Consider the following 18,822-nt stretch of genomic DNA (forward strand, 5'->3'; position numbering starts at 1 on the left):
CTCCAGTGACATCCATGCCCAATTCGCGCGACCAGCTGCTGGCCTGCATTCCCCGTCTGCGCCGCTATGCGCGGGCATTGGTCGGCGATCGGGCCGGCGCCGACGACCTGGTGCAGGACACGGTCGAGCGCGGATGGGGGAGACTGGCGTCATGGGAGGGTGGTAGCGATATGCGCGCATGGTTGTTCAGCATCATGCACAACCTGCATATCGACCAGGCGCGGCGGCCTTCAGTGCCGACGGAAGCGCTCAACGAGGAGACATCGATGGCACTAGCACCTGGCAGTCCTTCAAGCGGACTCGAACTGCGCGACATGGAAACGGCCTTGCGTGCGCTGCCAGAGGAACAGCGTGAAATCCTGCTGCTGGTGGCCTTGGAAGAAATGAGTTACGACGACGTCGCGCAAACGCTCAAGATTCCCATCGGTACGGTCATGTCGCGCCTGTCGCGCGCGCGTGAAAAAATGCGCGCGAATATGGAAGGGAGAGCGTACATCGCACCCTTGAAGGTGGTCAAATGAATACCCTACCCATCACGGAAGCCGACTTGCACGCCTTCGTCGACGGCAAGCTGCCTGCCGCGCGCCGACTCGAGGTCGACGCCTATCTGGCGCAGCGCCCGGAAGAGGCGGAGCGGCTGCGCGCCTATACAGCGCAAAACGATGAACTGCGCGCGCTTTTCAATCCCGTGCTCGACGAAGCGGTGCCGGAGCGCTTAAGCGCAGCGCGACCGCGCCAGTGGCAATGGCAGCGGCTGGTAGCCGGTCTTGCCATCGCCCTGTTCAGCGGCACGACAGGGTGGCTGCTGCATGGCCAGCAGGCAGGCGAGATTCAGTACGCCCAAGGTGATTCCATGCAGGCCAGGCCGGCGCTGTACGTTGCCGGCTTGGCCCATCAGGCCGCAATCGCCCACGTTGTCTATAGCCCGGATGTCAAGCGGCCGGTGGAAATCGGGGCTGACCAGGAAGAGCAGCTAGTGGCATGGCTGTCCAAACGCCTCGGCACGGCAATTCGGCCACCCCGGCTGGGCAAACTCGGCTACGAGCTGATCGGTGGTCGCCTGCTCCCTGGCGCCCAAGGCGCGGTGGCGCAGTTCATGTACCACGACGCGACCGGGCAGCGCCTCACCTTGTACGTGTCGACCGACCAGGCGCACAACAAGGACACAGGTTTTCGCTTCGCCCAGGAGGGACCGGTGAATGTGTTTTATTGGATCGACGGCAAATTCGGCTATGCGCTGTCGGCTGGAATTAACAAGGCCGAACTGGCGCGCGTTGCCACCGCCGTGTACGACCAACTGGAGAAACCGTCATGACCTTAATGAACCGTCCCTTGTACCTTCGACGCTTGGCCACGTTCGCCGTTGCCGCCCTGATTGGCGCTAGTGCTCTCGGACAGGCCATGGCCCACCATCATGGCCAGTCGCCAGCGGCAAAGCCCCCCGTATTTATCGCCAGCACGGCCAAGCCGTTTGCCGCGCTGACGGACGATGCCATGGCCGTCATGGATGACGGCATGAAGCGCGCGCCAATGAATGGCGTTGCGGAACATGATTTCGTGACGATGATGATTCCGCACCACCAGGGCGCCATCGACATGGCGAAAGCGCTCCTGCTCACCACCAAGGATCCTGAATTGCGCAACGTCGCCCAAGGCATCATCACGGAACAGCAAAACGAAATCAACATTATGCAGGCCTGGTTGCAGCGCTACCAATCGGCTCAGGCAAAAGTTGCTCCCACTTCGATCACCAAGAAAGAATAAATCATGCAACTCCGTCACTGCGTTTTCTCGTTGACCGTCAGCAGCCTGCTCACCGCCTCCGCGTTTGCCGCTCCTGGCGCGCAAGACCGCGTCTACACCGCTGACCAGAATACCAATACCGTTTCAGTGATCAACCCGGCGACCAATTTGCTGCTCGGCCAGATCAAACTGGGCAACCAGCGTCCGGACGTGTTGTCGCCGCTATACAAGGGCGAGATCAATGTGCACGGCCTGGGCTTTTCGCCCGACCACAAGACCCTGATTGCCATTTCAAACGGCTCTAACTCGGTGGCATTCATCGACACGGCGACCAACAAGGTCAAAGGAATCACCTATATCGGTCGCTCGCCCCATGAAGGGTTTTTCACTGCCGACGGCCGCGAAGTCTGGGCGGTGGTGCGCGGCGAAGACTACATCTCGGTGATCGACCCGGTCACCTTCAAGGAGAAAAAGCGGATCGAGACGACCGCCGGCCCCGGCATGGTGCAGTTCCTGCCGAACGGCAAGCTGGCGTTCGTCGTCTCCAGCTTCAATCCCGTGGTCGACGTGATCGACATGAAGTCGCACAAGGTCATCAAGCACATTAAGGTCGTCAGCCCGTTCTCGCCGTTCCTTCAGTTCACCCCTGATTTCAAGGAAATGTGGATGACGCACAAGGATGCCGGCAAAGTGACGCGCATCGATACTGCCAGCCTGGAAGTAAAGGGCGTCATCGATACCGGCTTCATTACCAACCACTTGGCGTTCGCGAAGACTGCGGCTGGCACCCGTGCTTACGTAACGATCGGCGGTGAGAATGTCGTCAAGGTGTACACCACCGACGCCACGCCGACGCTGGTTGCGACGATCCCTACCGGCGCGTTGCCCCACGGCATCTGGACCTCCGACGACGGCACACGTCTGTATGTGGGACTTGAAAACGGCGACGCGGTCGATGTCATCGACAGCGCCACCAACAAGGTGATTGCGCGCGCACCGGTCGGCCAGGCGCCGCAGGCACTGGTGTACGTTTCGAACGCCGTGCCGCACGGCGACGGCATGACCAACCTGGTCCCGCGCGCCAACAGCGAGCCAATCAACATTGCGCTTAAACCCGCTGCCGGCGAGGCCAAGGGATTCGTTGTGGCCCGTAACCTGGGCGTGGTGGACGCGCTGGAAGTGTCGCTGTTCAAACTCAAGCCGCAGACCGCGTACAGCGTGTACGTCACCGGCCAGGCCGCGCCGGTGGCCAGTTTCAAGACGAATCCGATGGGGATGGCGAACGGCACTGCGATCGGACCGATGCGCGCCGTGAGCAACAGCCTCAACGACAAGGCCGCGACGGCGAGTCGCATCCTGGTGATGGAAGGGGACGTGGCCGTCGATCCACAAAAAGCCGTATTGAGTAGCGTGCAGTAAGCAAATCACGACAATACTGTGGCAGTATCGAGCTAACCGATTTCACAATAATAACGGAGACCAGTATGGCGAAGAACTCGTTGATATTGACGGCGGAGGCGTTGCGGCGCCGTTCCTTTATGAGGCAGGCCGGCACGCTCGGTGCCGCCGGCGTGTTCGGCAGTCCGGTATTGAGCGCGCTCGCGGCGGAGGCAGGCCACGTCACGCTGCCGTTTGAAAACGGCGAGCGCGAACTGGTCGTGTATCCTCAAAAGCGGCCGCTGATCCTGCTGACCGCCCGTCCGCCGCAGCTGGAAACTCCGTTCAGTGTGTTCAACGAATCGGTGATTACGCCGAACGATGCGTTTTTCGTCCGATATCACTGGAGCGGCATTCCCACCGCGATCGATGCGCAAACATACCGTCTCAAAGTCGGCGGCAATGTTAATACGCCGCTGGAGCTCTCGCTCGCCGACCTCAAGCAAATGGCTGACGCCACCGAACTGGTTGCCGTGAACCAGTGTTCCGGTAACAGCCGCGGCCACCTGTCGCCGCGCGCCAACGGCGGCCAGCTATCGAATGGTGCCATGGGCAACGCACGCTGGACTGGCGTGCCGCTACGCAAGGTGCTGGAAAAGGCCGGCGTCAAGGCCGGGTCGGTACAGGTCTCGTTCAACGGCCTTGACACGCCGCCCGTTGGCGACGGGCCCGATTTCATGAAGGCGCTCAATATCGACCATGCGCTCGACGGCGAAGTCATGTTGGCCTGGCAAATGAACGGTGCCGATCTGCCGATGTTGAATGGCTACCCACTGCGCCTGGTGGTGCCCGGCTACTACGGCACCTATTGGGTCAAGCATCTGTCCGACATTACCGTGACCGACAAGGTATTCGACGGATTTTGGATGAGCACGGCCTATCGCATCCCCGACAATCAGTGCGCCTGTACCGAGCCGGGAAAGGCGCCGACCAAGACCGTCCCGATCAATCGCCTCAACGTGCGCTCGTTCGTGACCAGCCTGACCGACGGCATGCACGTCAAGGTCGGGCGCCAGACGGTGGTGCGCGGGATTGCGTTCGACGGCGGCTACGGCGTGAATGAGGTGGCGTTTTCATCCGACGGTGGCAAGAACTGGCAAGCCGCACAACTGGGCAAGGACCTGGGGCGCTATTCTTTTCGAGAGTGGAGCGCGGCGTTCACGCCGAAACAAAAAGGAAACCACGAACTGCTGGTTCGGGCGGGCAACCGGATCGGTCAAGGCCAACCCGCGAGCGCCCTGTGGAACCCTGCCGGCTACATGCGCAATGTGGTCGAATCGACGCGCGTCGTCGCGGTATAAGGGGAACCACATTGAAACATCCACTGATTTGCTCTCTGTTCACCATCAGTCTGATGGCTGCGGCCCCAGCTTTCGCCCTCGACATTCAGCTTCCGCCTGAAACTGCTGTCTTCAAACCCAGCGAGTTGCCGGGATATGCGCTGGCCCAGCGCAACTGCATGACATGTCACTCGGTCCATTACATCCAGTCGCAGCCCACGACATCGCCGCGCGGCTACTGGGATGCCACCGTGAGAAAGATGAAGAAACCGTTCGGTGCGCAATTCTCAGACGCGGATATCCCGGACATGGTCGATTACCTGGTCAAGACCTACGGTGCCGAACGCAGTAACGCAGTGCCGATTGCGAACGCGGCGATAAAGCCAGCTGCAGTTGCACCGAAGGCCGGCGCCACCGCAGCAATCGATACGAAAGCGTTGCTTGCCGCAAATGCTTGCATGGGATGTCATTCGATCGACAAAAAGGTCGTCGGGCCGGCATTCAAGGAAGTGGTGGCAAAGTACAAGGGCAAGGCAGACGCGGTATCACTGGTGGCGAGGAATATTCGAGCGGGCGGCGCTGGCAAATGGGGGCCTGTACCGATGCCAGCTTTCTCCCAACTGAGCGAGGGCGAAGCGATGGCCTTGGCGCATTATGTCCTGGCGCAATGAATTTGATGCCATCCCCTTCCTGTAGACGCCTTTACTGAGCATGCCCGCCGGGGACGTGCTTCGCGCCATGCCGTCGCTCGCCCCGGCACAGCCGGGGGCCGGCCGGTGCTGCTTTTCAACAACGGGCAAGCGGGCGCTGAGACAAATCAGGCCGGTTTGACCCGCTTACGCAACAGACTGCCGGCCGCGTTATCCTCGAACCGGCTGGCCTCCTCAATGTAGCCATGGACCGTGCCGTCGTGGCGCCAGCCTCCTTGCTTCTTGATGTCGCGGAAGTCGGCTCCGGCGCGGTGCGCGCTGGTGGCCATGCCACGCCGCAGACTGTGACTAGACAGGTCTAGCACGTAGTCGAGTTTGACCAGTGTCGCGCAATCCTCCAGGATCGTATTCACGCTGCCCACGCCCAGAGCGGCGCTGGCCACCGTCCCCCACTTGCTGATAGACCGAAACACCGGTCCGGCCATGATGTCGGCGGCGTCGAGCCAGGCGCGCAACGCCGCCGCCGGGCAGCAAGGGCCGTCGCTGTACGGGATCGCCTTGATGATCCCTTCGCCCAGTTGGTCAGTCTTCGAGCGCGGCAGCATGATCTCGATGCCCTCGGGTGTCCAGCCAATATGTCCGACCTCGATGGCGACCAGCTCGCTGCGCCGCAATCCGCCGAAAAAACCGATCTGCAAAAGTGCGTTGTCGCGCGTCGCCTTCAACGTGCCGGCGCTGACCAGCTGCACCACGATACGTTCCAGGTCCTCGATTGGAAGGGCCTTGGCCCTCTTCTTCGGGCGGCCGTGCGTGCGTGCGATCCCCGTCAGTGTCTTGCGCACGGTCGGTGTCGAAGCCGGATTGGGGAAGCCCAGGTGGACGTGCCACTGCGACAGTGCCGTCAGGCGCAACGCCAAGGTGCGGGGATTGAGGGTCGGCGCGTAGGTGAGCAGGTATCGGATGATCGCCGCTTCGTCGGCCGGCAACACGCCGCCCCACGCCAGGTAGTGGTTTACGGCGGACCGGTACGCCCGGCGCGTGTTGTCGGCCGTGGCGGCGGCCAGGACGGCGCGGTGCTGGGCTGCGAGCACATCAACCTGACCGGGGACTATGTGTGGCGCCAGCAGCGTATAGCCGAAGGCGGGTTCAGGGAGCTGCGCAAGCCCCAAGAGTAGGAAATATTCTAGAAAAGGGAAGATTCAGTTCGCGGCTGCGTGAATCGATTCCCCCGCCCCTCACGCAAGATTCTTAGCTTCTCTAAATAAACCAAGCCCTGCCAGCCTGGTGTGGCCAGATTGAGCCCTGGGTATTGCCGGCGGCAGTTTTCCAGGGCAGGCGACTGAGCATTGCGTTCTTCGTCACGCAGCGCATCCGAGGCGCCTCTGATAATTCGTGCAGCTTCCTCGCGCTCTCGCTGTTCTTCTTGTCTAGCGCGTAAATCCAGTGCTCGGGCATGCTCCAGTTGAAGCCGCTGTACCTCCAGCATGGCAATGAAGCGTTCAGTGTTTTCGGCTAGTAGCTGACGCTCGGCGTCGGTAAGAAGCTGGCCAGCGCTTGATCCATAAACGGGCACCGCCCCGGTGTCATAGGAGCCGTATAGGAGCTTGAAGCACTCGGAGCCGAGGACGGTGAACCGCCCATTCTCCCGCACGATGTGGATGCGTTTGTACACGCTGTGGCGACAGCCGTCGCGCTGACAAATTATCCGATCTTCTTTGTCTACCTCGACTACTGCCATCAGCTGCGCGTTCGACATCTTTTATTTTTCCAAGCAAAGACCGCCCCCGGTCATAAATGTCGACTATACAGTATAGGGTCAGGGCGTTTGCAAGTCGACTGCGCGGAATGGTTTGCGGGCGATATGCTCGGCCAAATCGCCTTAGCGCCCGATTTTTTCCGTTTTCCCTATTCGCCCCTAGATTAAAGAGGTGAAACGACTTTGCCATGGGAAAAAATTGCGCTTCATCGTCCTGGGCTTCTTTCTTTTTGATCATGTCAAAAAACACGCACGTAACCGACTTTTCGCCTTTTCGCACGTTTGCACCAACTGCCTGCGCTTGTTTGTAGGTCATCCATCGGTTAGTGGTGTACCCGGCATCTGCGGTCGCCACCCAGAGCAACAGAATATTGACGCCTCGATACGGCGCGCCGCTGGTGGCGTTGACGGGCATACCGTTTGCTGCGGCAACGGCCCATGTCTTTTGCCACTGAGCCGGTCCGGCTTGCATCAGTTCAATGATTTTGTCGGTAATGTCTTGCTTGAGGTCTTTACCTTTTTTTGGGGCTTGCACTGCTTGTAGGTGAGCCTCGGGGGGTGTGGGGGGAACGCCCACGGTGTTTGCTGTTGGGGTGAGGTTGTGCGTGGTGTCAGTCATGAATACTCCCTTGTGTCCGTTGTGTTGTTCTGCTCGTTGGAGCCGCCTCGACGTAGGAAAAGCGCAGCCACTTTTTCAAGGCCAGGGCGCTGTAAGCGGCCCCGGCTGGCTGGCGCGGCCCGCAGCGAAGCGAGGACACGGGCCTGACGGGGTGAACCCTTGCCTTGAAAAATGGCGCAGCGATACGTCGGTAAAAGGGGCGGCTCTGACGTGCAGAACAACGGGCTGACAACGAACGAAAGGCATGGACTGATCTGCCTGGCGTTTACAACCTCGCCGCGACAGCGTCGGGCTATTGACGCTTGGACTTACTTTTAGCAGTGGCTAGCTTGCACCAATTGGTCGACGACTGGCCTGCATACTTTCAAAATGGTGCACCACGGCCATAAACCGCTTTGGATCATCAGTCGCGCCAGTGGCCCTCCAATGTTCGATTAAAACGGTCTGCAAATGAGGGGGATAGCGACGTAGCGCACGGTTAGCTTTGCGCCAGGATTTATTCAATCTCGGGTGACGTCCATACGGTTCAAGCTTAAGCATGGTGCTGTCTCCTTTGTTGCATCCGGGCGACCTGGACAGCCAGACAACGCAGCATGCGTGCTGTGCCTGGGTTAACCGATTTTCTGGCTGAGATGAGTAAGGTCTTGACCGCCGCTGAAGTGTTGCCTAACGGCATAGGCAGCGGTTCAGTTCGGGGCGTGACGATAATGGCTGACATAAGCAACTCCCAGTACGCAGTCAGGCACGGCCCTAGGGGCCGTACCTGCTTTCATGTTCAGTGAGACGTTTGGGTTTTGATGCGCAATGGTGTTGGCACCCACGGCTTATCGGCTAAAAGCTGCTGCGCTTGCTGGACGGCGTCGGTCTTTTTCATCTTGGCCAAAGGCAGGGCCGACTCGGCACCCAGCACTTCGGTCACGACATTGACCAGCTGCTCTTTGTTGACGTGGCCTAAATAGCTTTCTGCTGTAGCTGTCCACCACTGCGCCGGATCAACGCCCGTTGTATGCGCGAGGCGATCCAGTTCTGTTGGTTTAGTGTCATCTTGAAATTGAATCCCTTGGACGGTGCCAGCGACACAATAGGCCAACAGTTGCAAAAGGGTTCCAGTGTCCTGCTCTAAAGCCCAGGCCAAGACATCGTCACTTAACTCCCCCTGCTCATTGGTGGGCAGCGCGTTAAGCCAGTGGCTGCGCAGTTCCTGCATCGCCTTTGCGGCCTTACTGTCTTTAAAGTCGGGTGCGTTACCCCGTAGGTCTTCGTGCTTCAGCTTGACGCCTAACCCGAACCCACCATAAGCAAAGTAGCCGGTACCGAGAACAGAGCGCGCCAACTGGGCAACGAGAACCGCCAAAGCAATTGTGGGCTTGGTTGCCAGATCCGCGGCCACGATGCCGACTTTGTGGGCTGAGAGTTGGCGAACCAATCGCTCGGCATGAACCGGGCGGGTTTTCGGTACGGGTAACGACCCCAGACACGCGGACTGGCCCAGCTCTTTAGACAATTGGCTTGCGCGTTGCCGATCTTCGGGCCGGATCAAACCTCGGCTAATCTGTACATCACCTGCACTGTTGACGTAAACGACGGCACCGGCAATCGCTTTGGTTGCTGGCGTCCAGACCTCGGCTTCTATTTCAATCTTTTCTCGTGCAGCCCCTAACTTTTCTATTTCTTGCTCAAGTCGTCGCCATAGAACATGATCTTCTTCCTCGTCGCCCAGGTTGTCTCGTTCCGCTTCGATTGCCTGAATGCTTTTATCTATGACCTCGATCGCCGACTGTTGCTCAGGTGAGTACTCCCCTTCTTGCGCGTAGACTCGTCCAAAATTCATCCACTCCGAGTCATAAGCCGGTTTAAATTCAACCCATGACCAGCCTTCCTGCTCGATGTCGGCTGCGACGGTTTGCAATTTTTCAATGGCGAGCCGTTCAAGTAATGCGACATCTTCCAAGTACAGTCCACGTCCATCGTCCTGCGCGAACAGATCCTGATAGCTTCGCCCACCCGCGGCGTGGTAGGCATCTAACCCGACAAACTGCACTACGGGACTCGACGCTGTGATTGCTCCTTGAGTCATGCCTTTACGGATCGCATGTGAATTATTGCGACTCCATTGGTCAAGCGATTGCCAGACCTGAAGCTGCAAGGCTTGATCTTCATTCACAGTAAAAGCCATCAACGCTTCAAGTGACAGCTCGTCGTTGCGATAGGCTTGCATCAACTCAGGGGCTACCTGCGCCAAGCGAAGCCGACGACGCACCACCGCGGGGCTTACACCAAACCGAGCGGCTACGTCCTCGATACTGCTGCCCTGCTCAACCAGTGCAGCGAAGGCTTCAAACTCGTCGGCCGGGTGCATGGCTTCACGCTGTACGTTCTCGGTGATCGAGGCTTCCAAGGCTTGCTCGTTGTCTACCTGCGTTACCCATACTGTGGTCTCTTTAGCCCAGCGGCCGGACTCAATCAACGTCTGCATGGCTTGCAAACGACGGCCACCGGCAATGACCTCGTAAGTGCCGCGTTTTTTGCCCTTGGTGACCACCAAGTTTTGCAGCAAACCTTGTGCTTCGATTGAGTCGGCCAGCTCCGACAGGCTTACCTGCCCGGGCGTCTTACGTGCCTGGTAGCGTGTGGACAGGGTTAATTTGGCAACATCGATTTCAAAATGCGTGCTCATGTCAGTTCTCCTAATCAGTGGTGTGTAATAGACGAAGTGGGAATTGAGGGCGTTGGGTCTTGCAACAGGCTGGCCAGCTGGCCTAACTCGCGCACGCTCATGGCCGGTAGCCGCATGGATTTGCCTTGAAGGTGGGAATTGCGCACAAGTGCGGCAAGTTTGGTAAGATCGAGTTGCATTACTAAAGACTCCCTAAGTGTTTTGTGATGTGCGCCTCTGACGGGTCCAGCCGTCGGGGGCTTTTTCATTTGTGGACGGGTTAAAGAAAAACGGTTCTGCCGTTGTGGTCACGAAACTGTGTTGCTTCGATGTCTATGGCTATCCAAGACTCAAAATCAGGGGTGATTTGCAGTTGCCCTTTACGCACCCGGGCACCGAACGCTCTGGCGCATTCGGTCGATGGGTAAAAGCCTGCACAATATTTTTCGTGGTGCTGATTGAGCCGTTTGGCAGCGCGGGTGAGCCGCTGGGTGTTTTTTGCGGTAGTCATGGACAGTCCTTTAAGCATCTACGGGTGAAATAAATGACAGGTTGCGTGAGACAGTCTGGGCGGCGGCACACATGTCGCGCCCGATCGCACCGACTTCCTGCTCGATGGCCTCGGTTGTCATTGCTGCAAAGCGCTCGGCGTACAGCCGGATCGCCCGAATAACTAAATCAGCCACGTCCCGGTCGTCATCAATCAGACGGGTAACGAATTCCGGGAAAGAGCGAGCTGTGGCGGCGCGGTTCAGTGCCAGCTCGGCGGCCACGGGTGCCACGACGGGGCGCAAGCCATAGGCGCGCAGCTTTTTCATGGATGCGTTCATGATGCGGATGAAGTAAGTACGTACCGCCAAAACCACGAAGCGCTCTTCACGCCGGGCGGTCGTTGCACGAAGCAACAAACGAATTGCGGTATCGGGTTGCAGTGTGGTCATGGTCGGCTCCTACGGATGGTTGTTTGTCTTTGGCCGGTAATCCCCCGGCCTGGGCTTGAATCATCTGGGGCGCAAAGCACCGCCCTAGGCGGCGCTTCTGAGCTTTACACCCTCATTCAAAAGGGATGGCGTCGTCTTGATCGTTGGCCTGGGGTGCTGGTTTGCCTTTGTCGCCCCGCCCTTTGCCACCTTTGGGTGCTGGCTGCTGTTGGCTGGCTTGCGTATCTGTGGTGCCTGAGCCACCCAACATCTGCATTTCTTCAGCAACGATTTCGGTGCTGTAGCGATCCGTGCCGGTTTCTTTGTCTTGATACTTGCGTGTTTTGATGCGGCCCTCGATGTAGACCGAACGCCCTTTTTTCAGGAACTCACCCGCGATTTCAGCCAAGCGGTTGTAGAACACCACCCGATGCCACTCGGTTTCTTCGCGCTTTTCGCCGCTATGGCGGTCTTTCCACTGGCTAGTGGTGGCGATTGATACGTTGCAGACGGCAGCGCCTTCGGGGCTGTAACGCACTTCTGGGTCACGACCGAGATTGCCTACGAGGATGACTTTGTTGACTGATGCCATGGTGACTACTCCTTTAAAAAGTGCTTACGCACGGTATGGTTTTTAGTGCTGACCGGGCCTGAAGATTCGGGAGCCCGATGCGTAGGTTTTCGTGTATCGATTTGTGCGGTACAGGTGGTGCGTTTTGCCGCCAGTCCTGTGAGTTCCTCCGCCCGTGCCGTACTGGATCACGTAGCGACAAACGTAAAGGGGTCGTGGAATAAATAGGGAGCGCAGCGACCGGCTTTATGCCGCGAAAGCCCCTTGCAGTGCAGGCGCGCAGTGATACACGTCGGTGTTTAGGGGCGAGAGGGACTTACAAGGACAAGGCATGCAGCAACCGTGCACATGTCGATCACGGCCGGCGCGGCGAGCGCCCAAGCTGGCTTGCCAGCCAAGTTCGGCCGAATGGCCGCGGGCAAGCGTTAGCGCGCAGCGTCGTTAGACGCGAAGGGGTGAAGGATCAAAGCCCGCCAGGCGGAACGCCTAGGGGCAAGACTGCGAAAGCAGGCTTGAAGCGCAGCACGCGAGCCTGACCCGCAGGGGCACCAAAGGTACGACCTTGATTTAGCGCCCTTTCGTAATAACAAAGAGCGCTATACGGGTACTGGCTTTGAGCGACGTAACCATGTACAGTCAGTCACTGAGTTTCATGAAGTGCTATCGGTACAACTAAAACATCAGTTCAGTTGATAACCAACTTTGAGGTGTCTATGAATCAGATGAACACACATCTTGACAAAACTAGAATGGCAGAACGCCTAGATACGATCGCTAAACGCATCGGTTTTACTCTTTGGCAACTACAAAAGTTGGAGGGAGCAGCTGCAACCTACTACGTGCTCATTGTCAAGGCATCACCTGGCATGGGTATTGACTCCGGCCTGGAGATAGTAGATGGGTACCGAAGCAAGCCGTTTGGTACTACGGTCAAAGCCCTGAAAAGCTCAGATAAAGTACCTTCAGAGCTAATGGCGCGTTTTCAAAAGCTACTTGAGGAAAGAAACTGGCTTGTCCATAACTCAAGGAGCACCGGCAGTTCAGCTGTGCATGATGAGGCTGCATTCGTGCAGTTAATTAATCGAATTGATGCCATAGGTAATGAAGCACTGGCCCTACTCAAGGAGATTGCCAAGCAATCGGAAGCATTTTTATTGAGTCATGGATTTAGCCCTGAGGTTATATCCTCGACAGCACAACAGGCACGCAATCAGGTATATCGCTAGCCCGTCATTGCGCATTTGGCTTTAAGGAGGCGCTCGTGCAGGATCTGGCCGATCAGGTGGAAAAACTAAGAACGATTTTTATACGTTCCAGCACAGCTGTGCCGATGGCAGATGAGGCCGATGCGAATGAGGTATTACAACGCTACAGGAATATTCGGGACGCATCGGATCGTCTCTTTGATTTACTGATCGTCCTGGAAAATACGGGCCAAACGGTTAACACCTTACGCGCTTTATCCAGTCATTTCTTTTTGGCGAATGTATTGGACATGGCAAGCGAACCGATTGCCGAGGCACTCAACAATATTAGGGCATGTCTACCCGGAGTCGTTCAAGCCGATGGAACTAAGATTCCATCCCGACCCATTGAACCAGGCGCACCTGCCATTTCTAAAGTCGATGCCTTCGTGCGGCATTTCGACAATGAGACGGAATGGCAGGAAGCGATGCTCATAGGTCGTGCCTTGGCAGTCCTCAAGCAATATCCATTTTCCAATGCTCAAACGAAAGCTGTTGCAGACGCTGCGACTCGGGTCAAACGGCTCGGCTATTCTTTTTCGATCCACTCCGGCAAATACCACCTAGTCGATGCTGATTTATTCATTTTGGCCGAAAACGGCCATTCAAGACGCTGCGTCACGCCGACAACATGGGTCTTTGCATGACGCTGCGAGGACGGTTTAACCGGTCAGCATCCCCCTCCCACGCCAATGCCGTCAGAATCGTCCTCACGGCGGTGCCTTTTTTCAGGCGCAAAAAAAGGACCTGCAAGAAGGGTACCCCCTTCTTGGCAATCATACGCAGCAACCATTTGAGGTTGTAGCCCGCCGCGCACAACACGGCATGCAACTTGTCGCCTTCTTCACCCTTAAGGTGGCAGCGATCCATCCGGTGATTCGCTTTCAAATGACCGATAATCGGTTCAATGGCTTGTCTGCGTTTCAGCTGCTTTCGTTCCAGCGCCGTCAGCCGTTTGGGCTTGCCAGCGTATTCGGCTTCAGAAAAACTCAATTGGCTCAACGGGGACTTCCGTATCGGGCGATTCTCAACAACCTACATTTTGACAGGTCCGAGGGACTTGTTCAGATCTTCCCAAAGTCTGCCAATGCCAGAATGCCTATGTTGAACCGAAAATGCGGCAATTTCAGATAAGTACAGGGGCAGCTGAACCTATTGCGGAATCGAACGGATCATCGTGGTGCGAAGGGTTGCATCCAGCGGTTTAATTCTTGTTGAAGTAAATTGGCCAAATCAAGCTGCCAGGGCGCCCGCAAGTCAAATCTGCTGATCATCCAGAGTTCGGTCGTCACGTCAGCTTGGGCAGGATCAACTTTTTGCAGGCCCGGGTAATCTACAGCCATCACCGTGGGCATAATGGCAACACCCAGACCGTTTTCACATAACCGTGCCAACATCGAAAAGCTGTCAGACCACGCCACCACTTTTCCGGAAAGCCCAAATTCGGTTCGGTCCAACGACCCATACGTGAACGTATGGTCGCTGTGCGAAAACCCCAGATTCATTCCCAGAAAATGATGTTGCGCTGTACGGTTGGCATGGGCACCACCCATGCTTTGGAGATAACTTTTGCTGGCATACACATTGATGGGGACATCACCGATTTTTTTGATTTTCAGTGAACTGTTACCCTGCACTGGTCGCGCCAGCCTGATTGCGATATCCACCTGATCTTGCTTGAGGTCAACAAAATGCGTTTCGGTGGTGATGTTCAATACCAGACGGGGGTGGCGTTCTCGGAAATTGGTAAAGGCGTTAGCGAAACGGTGAGCAAACGCATCCAGCAACGAAATTCTGATAACTCCCGCATCGTCCTGAACTGCAAGGGAAAACCGCTTGGCCGCTTCTGCCATGTCCTGTGCAGCGTCAACCAGTTTTTGTAAGTCGGCAGAAACTTCCCAGCCCCTTTGGGTACGAATAAAAACCGTGCGGCCCAGCTGCTGCTCCAGGGCTTGAATCCGGCGCCGAAGCGTTGAGTGGTCGATCCCTTCCATTTCGGCAGCAACGGCGTAGTCTCGATGGCGTTCAAGCGCCAGAAAAGTGCGCACTAAATCCCAGGGTACGGCGGCATCTGGTCCGATCTTTCTGGTACTTAAGTGTTTTGTCGGCATTGTGGTTAACCTTGCCGAAAAGACTGCCTACGGAAACCGTATGACAATTTTTTCAGTGCGCGCACGCGACCGGCAAGCAAGAATCCAGCCATCGTCTTCATCATCTTCGTCCAGTACCTCGTTCTCAAGCCGTTCAACGTTACCCTCTACCAGTCGGCACATGCACGATGCGCACTCACCCACCCGGCAGGCGTACGGCACAGGCAAACCAGCCTTCAGCATCGCCGCCAGCAAGGTTTCATTACCTGTGACGATCACTTCATGTGTAGCTCCGGCAATAGTAACTTCAAGCGTCGCCTGTTTGTCAGAATCGGTACTGTCGCCCTGCTCATCATTGGCGGCAAAACTTTCAAGGTGGATGCGTGTTTCAGGAACCCCAAACCCCTTTGCAGCGGCAACTATGGCCTGCATAAACGGTTCTGGACCGCAAATATAGGCGTCACCATGCGCGGCCAACATTGGGCGGAACGTTTCTGCATCAGGCAGCCCTGTCTCTTCGTCGAACCAGTACTGCACATTGAAGCGGTTAGCATAATGCGCCAATAGTTCGTTTAGTGCGTCCAGAAGCATTACTGTTGCACGATTGCGATTCGCGTAAAACAAGGTTACCCGGGCCTGGCTGCGCTCAAGCGCCTGGCGGGCAAGGGAAACAATCGGCGCAATGCCGCTACCCCCTGCAAACAACTGAACGAGGTGTTGCGGTTCTCGAAGTAAAAAGCGCCCGGCAGGCGGCATCGCCCTGATGGAATCGCCAGCACGCAAAGTGTCGCAAACCCAGTTTGACACTAGCCCACCAGGAACACGGCGAACCAGTACATCGATTCCCCCGTCGTTGCGAGGCCCATTGGTAATGGAGTAACAACGCCATTGTGGTGTGTCTTGAGGACCACCTTCCAGCGTCAGGTACTGACCGGGCTGAAAACCAAAAGTGCCTATTTCAGCCGCATTGGGCTTCAGGCTCAGCAAAACAGCATCGGTTCCCTGGGGGGTGATGCGGACAACATTCAGGGTGTGTGCTTCTATCATCTTCGCAACCTGACTACAGGAAAAAGGAGTTATTGCCCTGAGGCGCATCACAATTGAGCAAATTCACCTGCTTCACGACGATCTTCCAATCGTTTTGATAGCGTCGCAAGGCAAAGCCGTACCATCCGGCAAGAGTACGCACATGGTCAGTCTGATGTTCTGCCATCATGAAGTTACATCTCACACGCCATTCGTCGGTCTGACCTGGTGCTGGCCAGATTTCCAGAGCCCCGCAAATTCGGGAGGTTCGTGAAACGGGCCACTGTGAATATGCCAGCCCGGTTCCCAGCCGGGCTACCCGGTCAATCAGGCGACGGCGGTCGTGAAATTCAAGGGTCACCTTCTTGCGCGGGTCAGCGGCATCGCGTTCAGCCGGTATCCAGTACGCACAGTGGTCATCGTAGAGCGTAAGCCAGCGATCAAAGTGCTGGTCATCCAGCAGCCTGCATTCCCGGCTGACAAGGTGCATGATGGCGCGTTCGGTGTCGATATCTACAGGCGCTGTGCATCGGTCAGTGCTATGCCGAAAATCAGTCGATAACTCAACCAGCCAATCATAAAAGCGCTGGTTCACATAGCTTGAATCGGGTTCATATTTCATGCGTGCCTCCTGAATCATAGTTTTGTTTTCTCAACGTTTAAAATGGGTTGTACCGACATCAGTGCCCGCCATTTGTTGAAATAGGCCCGCATATGCAGCTCGGATGTGACCGGATTAGCGATAAGACCCGGCGCTTCTTCTTCATCTTTGCCGGTTTCAAAATGCCGGCTGATATCAATCCATTCGTCATCCGGACTGGTTTCCATACCGCGCTGACACTCTTCAAAATTACTGGCGTCATCCATTTCGCCCATAATGGGAAAGTCTTCTTGTGTCCGCATGCGCATCGACTGCATGTCATCATCAGCATCGGCACGTTGTGTGGCATACCAGTGCACCAGGACGTCATTGGCTGAAACTGGTTGTAAAACTTGGATCTGGTTACCAATAAACAAAAGGTTGGGGAAAATGTTCAGGTTCATACCCGCTCCGACAGCACTGTCTAGCACTGCGCTGACCATTTCCGGTTTGTTCGTATTTCGAACATGAGCCTCGAAGGCTTCGCGACCGGGCTGCGGCCGCTGCTGGTTCCAGGCTGAGTCGTTATGCATGTCGGGGCGCTGGTCAATCAGCGTGTGGCCGTTACCCAAGTCATACAGCTTCATGTTTGAACGATCAGCGTCGGCAAAGTACGACATGTCGCCACCGCCATAGCGATCATTGGTCATTTTCAGCAACGACTGGTGTGAAAACGGCACGTGATAGCCGTCACCTGCATTGTCGTAAACCACTTTCCAGTTGCATTTGAGTTTGAAGCGCTGCGCACCGGCAACGCACAGGTTTTCGTGCCCCCCTTGGTGGTTCAACCAGTCATCAATAAACCGTTTGGCATGGCCGAGGTGTTCTTCCAGTCCGGGTGCCTTGTCATTCAGTGTCGCAAACACCAGCCCTTTATAAATTGCCACTTGCGCTGGACGGGCCAAATGCATGTCACGTGCTTTGAAGGTGTTTCCGTAGGCAGTTTTTCCAGGTACACCAAACAGCTGTCCACGACTGTCGTACTTCCAGCCGTGATACGGACATGTAAACGTAGAGGCTGTCCCACCGGGTTCACGGCACACTGTTGCGGCACGATGTGAGCAACGATTCGCAAATACGGTAACTTTGTTGTCCCCTTTACGGCTGACGACGAAATTACGTGTGCCTATCCATACTTGCTTGAAATCGTCTATGCCCGGGATTTCGCTTAGGTGCAGCAAATATACCCAGTTCGCGGCAAAGACTCGATCCATTTCCAGCGCAAAAATATCGGGGTCGGTGTAAACTCGTCGATGAACGCGATCTTGCTGGACGAGTTCATCTAACGCCAGGGCGTTTGAGCCCGGCCTTATAGCAGTGGTACTCATAATTTTTTCCCTAAATAAATGACGTGTCAGCTCATAGGTGACCGTCTTTCAACAGGCGCCGGATCAGCGCCAAAATGCCCTCCCGGTTCACCGGCTGTGTTGACTCGTGCTCGATGGCTTCCCATTGGGTTTGGTCAAACGCATCCCGGTGAAACGGCATGAACATTTTGCGTAGCCATGACGCATCTGATTCCGGGTGTCCCTGAATGGCCAGAAACCGGTTTTCGGCCAGAAAAATCTCGTGAGCAGCTGACGGTGATGACGCCAGAAGCACACTGTCTGGTGGCAGCTTCAGAACGCATTCACCATGACTTTGAACCAGCGTGATGTCGTCTGTAATTTCGGGCCATTGTTGCGAGATCGAAGGCGACAACCACTTCAGAGATTCCACTCCTAGGCGAAACTGACCGCTTTCGTTACGCCCGACCCGGCCATCTAGTGCCGCCGCCAGAGCCTGGGCTCCGAAACAGATACCCACGACCGGTGCAGCAGAAGTTGCGCGGACGTCACGAATGAAGGCAAACAGGCGTTGAGTCAATGGGGCATCAAGGTCATCTACTACCGATTTTTCACTGCCGCTGATGACATAACCGTCATAATCCTTTACCTGCTCAGCAAAGTTAGGGTCGGCGGGAGACAGGACATCCCATTGCCCCGTACCGTCAGATAATTGACCCAGCATGTAGTCCCGATATTCCAGCAACATGTTGTCGGAACACCATATCAATGCAAACTTTTTCAGGGTATACGGATTTAATGGTTGATGGGGCACCTTCACCCCATCAATCTGATACCACCCTCAGATGGTTGATAGATCGACTCCGTAGTTGAGTTCCTCTGCGAAGTCCGGCAGTCCGTAACC

Annotated in this window: 20 protein-coding genes and 3 pseudogenes; 8 read left to right on the top strand and 15 right to left on the bottom strand. The window is 56.4% G+C overall.

Features of this window, described 5'->3' with window-relative positions; translation table 11 throughout:
- The first annotated feature begins 14 nt into the window (after positions 1-14).
- The 6 genes from GTU67_RS02600 to sorB all read left to right on the top strand — a co-directional run bounded on the left by GTU67_RS02600 (position 15) and on the right by sorB (position 5,131).
- Positions 15-521, top strand: a complete 507-nt coding sequence (locus tag GTU67_RS02600) for an RNA polymerase sigma factor (protein ID WP_185778603.1) — start codon at positions 15-17, stop codon at positions 519-521.
- Positions 518-1,315, top strand: a complete 798-nt coding sequence (locus tag GTU67_RS02605; RefSeq protein WP_075791080.1) for an anti-sigma factor family protein — start codon at positions 518-520, stop codon at positions 1,313-1,315. Before GTU67_RS02600 ends, GTU67_RS02605 begins: the two co-directional genes overlap by 4 nt.
- Positions 1,316-1,320: 5 nt before the next feature.
- Entirely contained in the window at positions 1,321-1,764 is a 444-nt protein-coding gene (locus GTU67_RS02610; RefSeq protein WP_051306793.1) for a DUF305 domain-containing protein, read from the top strand.
- Between the two features lie 3 nt (positions 1,765-1,767).
- The gene (locus tag GTU67_RS02615) at positions 1,768-3,162 is read left to right on the top strand and encodes a YncE family protein (protein ID WP_091874567.1); all 1,395 of its coding nucleotides are present in this window, start codon (positions 1,768-1,770) and stop codon (positions 3,160-3,162) included.
- Between the two features lie 119 nt (positions 3,163-3,281).
- Entirely contained in the window at positions 3,282-4,481 is a 1,200-nt protein-coding gene (gene sorA, locus GTU67_RS02620) for a SorA family sulfite dehydrogenase catalytic subunit (protein ID WP_370660048.1), read from the top strand.
- Between the two features lie 11 nt (positions 4,482-4,492).
- Positions 4,493-5,131, top strand: coding sequence for a SorB family sulfite dehydrogenase c-type cytochrome subunit (sorB, locus tag GTU67_RS02625; protein WP_228892616.1), 639 nt, complete (start codon positions 4,493-4,495; stop codon positions 5,129-5,131).
- A gap of 146 nt (positions 5,132-5,277) precedes the next feature.
- On the opposite strand, the gene GTU67_RS02630 is transcribed toward sorB, so the two are convergent.
- The 8 genes and pseudogenes from GTU67_RS02630 to ssb all read right to left on the bottom strand — a co-directional run bounded on the left by GTU67_RS02630 (position 5,278) and on the right by ssb (position 11,653).
- Positions 5,278-6,201, bottom strand: a complete 924-nt coding sequence (locus GTU67_RS02630) for a tyrosine-type recombinase/integrase (RefSeq protein ID WP_430458987.1) — start codon at positions 6,199-6,201, stop codon at positions 5,278-5,280.
- Between the two features lie 92 nt (positions 6,202-6,293).
- Positions 6,294-6,866, bottom strand: coding sequence for a hypothetical protein (locus tag GTU67_RS15270; RefSeq protein ID WP_249417514.1), 573 nt, complete (start codon positions 6,864-6,866; stop codon positions 6,294-6,296).
- A gap of 178 nt (positions 6,867-7,044) precedes the next feature.
- A pseudogene (locus GTU67_RS15490) lies at positions 7,045-7,485 on the bottom strand (ArdC-like ssDNA-binding domain-containing protein); the annotation flags it as partial.
- Between the two features lie 775 nt (positions 7,486-8,260).
- A complete protein-coding gene (locus tag GTU67_RS02640; RefSeq protein ID WP_185778606.1) occupies positions 8,261-10,162 on the bottom strand; it encodes a ParB/RepB/Spo0J family partition protein in 1,902 nt (633 codons plus the stop codon).
- 14 nt (positions 10,163-10,176) lie between these two features.
- On the bottom strand, positions 10,177-10,341 hold the full coding sequence (locus GTU67_RS02645; protein WP_174233171.1) for a hypothetical protein: 165 nt from the start codon (positions 10,339-10,341) through the stop codon (positions 10,177-10,179).
- An 80-nt stretch (positions 10,342-10,421) separates the two neighbouring features.
- Positions 10,422-10,652, bottom strand: a complete 231-nt coding sequence (locus GTU67_RS02650; RefSeq protein ID WP_119516958.1) for a hypothetical protein — start codon at positions 10,650-10,652, stop codon at positions 10,422-10,424.
- A 10-nt stretch (positions 10,653-10,662) separates the two neighbouring features.
- Entirely contained in the window at positions 10,663-11,082 is a 420-nt protein-coding gene (locus tag GTU67_RS02655) for a hypothetical protein (protein WP_119516957.1), read from the bottom strand.
- Positions 11,083-11,194: 112 nt separating this feature from the next.
- Entirely contained in the window at positions 11,195-11,653 is a 459-nt protein-coding gene (gene ssb, locus GTU67_RS02660; protein ID WP_185778607.1) for a single-stranded DNA-binding protein, read from the bottom strand.
- Between the two features lie 692 nt (positions 11,654-12,345).
- On the opposite strand from ssb, the gene GTU67_RS02665 reads away from it, so the two are divergent.
- Positions 12,346-12,858 carry a hypothetical protein gene (locus tag GTU67_RS02665; protein ID WP_119516955.1) on the top strand — a complete coding sequence of 171 codons (513 nt, stop codon included), beginning with the start codon at positions 12,346-12,348 and terminating at the stop codon, positions 12,856-12,858.
- 35 nt (positions 12,859-12,893) lie between these two features.
- Complete coding sequence (locus GTU67_RS02670; protein WP_185778608.1) at positions 12,894-13,523, top strand: hypothetical protein; 630 nt, start codon at positions 12,894-12,896, stop codon at positions 13,521-13,523.
- On the opposite strand, the pseudogene GTU67_RS15280 reads toward GTU67_RS02670, so the two are convergent.
- From GTU67_RS15280 to GTU67_RS02700, 7 genes and pseudogenes are all read right to left on the bottom strand, one after another.
- Positions 13,495-13,806, bottom strand: a pseudogene (locus GTU67_RS15280) (transposase); the annotation flags it as partial. The gene GTU67_RS02670 and the pseudogene GTU67_RS15280 overlap by 29 nt on opposite strands.
- A gap of 242 nt (positions 13,807-14,048) precedes the next feature.
- Positions 14,049-14,987, bottom strand: a complete 939-nt coding sequence (locus GTU67_RS02680) for a LysR family transcriptional regulator (RefSeq protein ID WP_185778609.1) — start codon at positions 14,985-14,987, stop codon at positions 14,049-14,051.
- Positions 14,988-15,014: 27 nt separating this feature from the next.
- Positions 15,015-16,061: a ferredoxin--NADP reductase gene (locus tag GTU67_RS02685; protein ID WP_249417510.1), complete on the bottom strand. Its 1,047-nt coding sequence runs from the start codon at positions 16,059-16,061 to the stop codon at positions 15,015-15,017.
- Positions 16,027-16,614 carry an aromatic-ring-hydroxylating dioxygenase subunit beta gene (locus tag GTU67_RS02690; RefSeq protein WP_185778611.1) on the bottom strand — a complete coding sequence of 196 codons (588 nt, stop codon included), beginning with the start codon at positions 16,612-16,614 and terminating at the stop codon, positions 16,027-16,029. Before GTU67_RS02690 ends, GTU67_RS02685 begins: the two co-directional genes overlap by 35 nt.
- Positions 16,615-16,628: 14 nt before the next feature.
- Positions 16,629-17,345 (bottom strand): SRPBCC family protein, encoded by a 717-nt coding sequence (locus GTU67_RS15675; RefSeq protein WP_430458992.1) that lies wholly within the window; start codon positions 17,343-17,345, stop codon positions 16,629-16,631.
- A gap of 240 nt (positions 17,346-17,585) precedes the next feature.
- A pseudogene (locus GTU67_RS15680) lies at positions 17,586-17,960 on the bottom strand (aromatic ring-hydroxylating oxygenase subunit alpha); the annotation flags it as partial.
- 31 nt (positions 17,961-17,991) lie between these two features.
- Positions 17,992-18,666 carry a type 1 glutamine amidotransferase gene (locus tag GTU67_RS02700; protein ID WP_185778613.1) on the bottom strand — a complete coding sequence of 225 codons (675 nt, stop codon included), beginning with the start codon at positions 18,664-18,666 and terminating at the stop codon, positions 17,992-17,994.
- Positions 18,667-18,822 lie beyond the last annotated feature (156 nt).

It is taken from the genome of Pusillimonas minor, assembly GCF_014237865.1.
Lineage (GTDB): Bacteria > Pseudomonadota > Gammaproteobacteria > Burkholderiales > Burkholderiaceae_B > Neopusillimonas > Neopusillimonas minor.

What these genes read in the sequence shown, in the direction of transcription:
- GTU67_RS02700 (WP_185778613.1), bottom strand. Translation starts at nt 18,666, where the DNA reads ATGTTGCTGGAATATCGGGACTACATGCTGGGTCAATTATCTGACGGT.
- GTU67_RS02690 (WP_185778611.1), bottom strand. Translation starts at nt 16,614, where the DNA reads ATGAAATATGAACCCGATTCAAGCTATGTGAACCAGCGCTTTTATGAT.
- GTU67_RS02610 (WP_051306793.1), top strand. Translation starts at nt 1,321, where the DNA reads ATGAACCGTCCCTTGTACCTTCGACGCTTGGCCACGTTCGCCGTTGCC.
- GTU67_RS02680 (WP_185778609.1), bottom strand. Translation starts at nt 14,987, where the DNA reads ATGCCGACAAAACACTTAAGTACCAGAAAGATCGGACCAGATGCCGCC.
- GTU67_RS02615 (WP_091874567.1), top strand. Translation starts at nt 1,768, where the DNA reads ATGCAACTCCGTCACTGCGTTTTCTCGTTGACCGTCAGCAGCCTGCTC.
- GTU67_RS02665 (WP_119516955.1), top strand. Translation starts at nt 12,346, where the DNA reads ATGAATCAGATGAACACACATCTTGACAAAACTAGAATGGCAGAACGC.
- GTU67_RS02650 (WP_119516958.1), bottom strand. Translation starts at nt 10,652, where the DNA reads ATGACTACCGCAAAAAACACCCAGCGGCTCACCCGCGCTGCCAAACGG.
- GTU67_RS02645 (WP_174233171.1), bottom strand. Translation starts at nt 10,341, where the DNA reads ATGCAACTCGATCTTACCAAACTTGCCGCACTTGTGCGCAATTCCCAC.
- GTU67_RS02605 (WP_075791080.1), top strand. Translation starts at nt 518, where the DNA reads ATGAATACCCTACCCATCACGGAAGCCGACTTGCACGCCTTCGTCGAC.
- ssb (WP_185778607.1), bottom strand. Translation starts at nt 11,653, where the DNA reads ATGGCATCAGTCAACAAAGTCATCCTCGTAGGCAATCTCGGTCGTGAC.
- GTU67_RS02655 (WP_119516957.1), bottom strand. Translation starts at nt 11,082, where the DNA reads ATGACCACACTGCAACCCGATACCGCAATTCGTTTGTTGCTTCGTGCA.
- GTU67_RS15270 (WP_249417514.1), bottom strand. Translation starts at nt 6,866, where the DNA reads ATGTCGAACGCGCAGCTGATGGCAGTAGTCGAGGTAGACAAAGAAGAT.
- GTU67_RS02640 (WP_185778606.1), bottom strand. Translation starts at nt 10,162, where the DNA reads ATGAGCACGCATTTTGAAATCGATGTTGCCAAATTAACCCTGTCCACA.
- GTU67_RS02600 (WP_185778603.1), top strand. Translation starts at nt 15, where the DNA reads ATGCCCAATTCGCGCGACCAGCTGCTGGCCTGCATTCCCCGTCTGCGC.
- sorA (WP_370660048.1), top strand. Translation starts at nt 3,282, where the DNA reads ATGAGGCAGGCCGGCACGCTCGGTGCCGCCGGCGTGTTCGGCAGTCCG.
- GTU67_RS02685 (WP_249417510.1), bottom strand. Translation starts at nt 16,061, where the DNA reads ATGCGCCTCAGGGCAATAACTCCTTTTTCCTGTAGTCAGGTTGCGAAG.